Annotated in this window: 2 protein-coding genes and 1 pseudogene; 1 reads left to right on the plus strand and 2 read right to left on the minus strand. The window is 74.7% G+C overall.

Features of this window, described 5'->3' with window-relative positions; all coding sequences use genetic code 11:
- A partial coding sequence (locus ACWGIU_RS35275; protein ID WP_453712176.1) for a histidine kinase dimerization/phospho-acceptor domain-containing protein occupies positions 1-1,291 on the minus strand: 1,291 nt, incomplete at its 3' end.
- A gap of 4 nt (positions 1,292-1,295) precedes the next feature.
- Positions 1,296-1,973: a response regulator transcription factor gene (locus tag ACWGIU_RS35280; protein WP_033225201.1), complete on the minus strand. Its 678-nt coding sequence runs from the start codon at positions 1,971-1,973 to the stop codon at positions 1,296-1,298.
- Between the two features lie 138 nt (positions 1,974-2,111).
- Here ACWGIU_RS35280 and ACWGIU_RS35285 point away from each other — a divergent pair.
- Positions 2,112-2,537: pseudogene (locus ACWGIU_RS35285) on the plus strand (hypothetical protein); the annotation flags it as partial.

Raw genomic sequence — 2,537 nt, forward strand, 5'->3', positions numbered from 1 at the left:
GTTCGAAGATCCGCTCCCGGTCGGCCGCCGGGATACCGGGGCCGTCGTCGACCACCTCCAGCACCGCGGTGCCGGGCAGCGCGCCGTTCGTGGTGCGCAGGGAGACGTCCACGCGGCCGTCGGCGTAGCGCTGCGCGTTGTCGACGAGATTCGTGACGATACGGCCGAGCCACAGCGCGCCGGCGATGACCTCGACATCCGGTTCCAGCCGCAGCCGTACGGGGACACGGTCGCCGAGCCGGCCCTCCACCACCTCACGAACCAGGGCGGCCAGATCCAGCGGGGCGGCGACCACCGGCTGCGCCGCGTCGATCCGGGCGAGCAGCAGCAGGTCGGCCGTGAGGCGCTGGAGCCGTTCGATGTCCTCCAGGGCCCCGGAGATCAGCTCGGGCCACAGTTCCGGGTCCTGGACGGCCAGGGCCACCTCCAGCTGGGTGCGCAGGACGGTGATGGGGCTGCGCAGTTCGTGGGAGGCGTCGGCGATGAACTGCTGCTGGCGGATACCGGAGGCCTCCAGCCGGTCCAGGGTGGCGTTCATGGTCTCGGCCAGCCGGGCGACCTCGTCGTGGGTGGCGGGCACCGGCACCCGGCGGTGCAGGCCGCGGTCGGAGATCTCGGCGACCTCGGCCCGGATCTCCTCCACCGGCCGCAGCGCATGGCCGGTGACCCGCCAGGTCACGAGGGCGACGGTGGCCAGCAGCAGGGGCATGCCGATGACGAGGGCGGCGGCGGTCGTGTCGTCGGCCGCGTCCGCGTCCCGCAGGGAGGCGCCCGCGTAGACGGTGGCCATTCCGTCCGGGGTCTCCGTGACGACCTGGACGACCCGCTGCCGGTACTCGCCGTCCACCGGGCGGACCCGCCAGGTGTGGAACCGGGTTCCCGGAGCGCCGGGACCGGTCGGCGGGAAGGCGGGCACACCGGCCAGGTTCGGGCTGGCGAACAGGACGCGCCCGTCTGCGCCCACCACCTGGACGAAGTCGATGCCGCGGGCCGGCGGCCTTACGCGGCCCAGCTTCCCGGTGGCGGCGAGCTGCGCCACCGTCTCGGCCTGGCGCCGGGCGTCGTTCTCCGCGTTGCGCAGCAGGTTCGCCTCCAGCAGCCCGAGCAGCGCGAACGAGGCGAGCGCCAGCGCCGCGGCCACCACCACGCTCGCGCCCACGGTGGCCCGCGCCCGTACGGTGGTGGGCCACAGCTGGCGCAGCACCGGCCACCGGCGCAGGACCGTGCCAGGAACCGCGCGCAGGGCGGCGCGCACGCGCCCGCGGTCGCGCGGGCCGGAGTGTTCGGCCACGGCATCAGCCACCGTCGGCCGCCAGTCGGTAACCCGCTCCGCGCACGGTCTCCACCGCGGCGCGGCCGAACGGCGCGTCGATCTTGCGCCGGAGGGCGCTGACGTGGACCTCGACCACGTTGGGGTCGCCGTCGAAGGCGCTGTCCCACACCTGTTCCAGGATGTCCCGCTTGGGCACCACCTCGCCGGAGCGCCGGGCCAGGTACTCCAGGACCGCGAACTCCCGCGCCGTCAGCCGGATCTCCGTCCCGCCGCGGGAACAGGAGTGCCGCGCGGGGTCGAGCAGCAGATCGCCGAACCGCATCACCTGGGGCCGTCGGCGGCCCGTGCGCCGGCCGAGCGCGCGCAGCCGGGCGACGAGGACGAGGTAGGAGAACGGCTTGGACAGGAAGTCGTCGGCGCCGGTGTCGAGCGCTTCCGCCTCGTCGTACTCGCCGTCCTTCGCCGTGAGCATCAGGATTCCCGACTCATTGCCGGCCGCGCGCAGCTTCGCGCACACCCGGTATCCGTTCAGCCCGGGCAGCATGATGTCCAGCACGATGAGGTCGTAGTCGTGCTCCGTGGCCATCCACAGGCCCTGGGTCCCGTCGTGGGCCACATCCACCGAGAACCCCTCCGACTGCAGCCCTCGCTGCAGGGCCACGGCGAGCCGCCGTTCGTCCTCCACCACCAGTACGCGCATGCCGGACAGGATCTCAGTACCGCTCCGCCGTTCGCTGAAGAGGTCTTCAGGTGGCTTCAGCGGGGCTTCAGGTTCCGCTCAGCATGCTCTGGAGCGAGCCGCGCCGCACCGTGCCCGGTTGTCCTGAGGAGCGCCTGTATGTCTGATTCTGTCCCGCCGTCCGAGCAGGCCGAGACCGCCGCCGTGACCGCCCCGGCGACCGCCCCCGAGACCAAGGCCCGCAAGTCCGCGGCCCTGGGCCGCCTCGTCCCCGCCGGCAGGCGCGCCCGCTGGGTGGCGGCGGGCGCGGTCGCGGTGGTGGTCGTCGGCGGAGCGGCGGCGGTGGCCGTCGCCGGACACCACGACCACCACATGCGCGTGGAGCGGGGTCCGCACATGGCCTGGGCCGAACCGGGCCCCGAGGGAGGCCACCGGGGCGGCCCGCACGACGCCGACCCGCGGCGCGAACGGGAGCAGGCGGGCCCCGGCCGTCCCGCGGGCCCCAAGGGGCTCGGAGAGCCGGGCCGCCCCGGCGGCGCCGACGGGCGAGGCGGCTTCGCCAAGGAGGCCCCGGCGCCCGCACCC

The sequence above is a fragment of the Streptomyces sp. NPDC054840 genome, assembly GCF_053611065.1.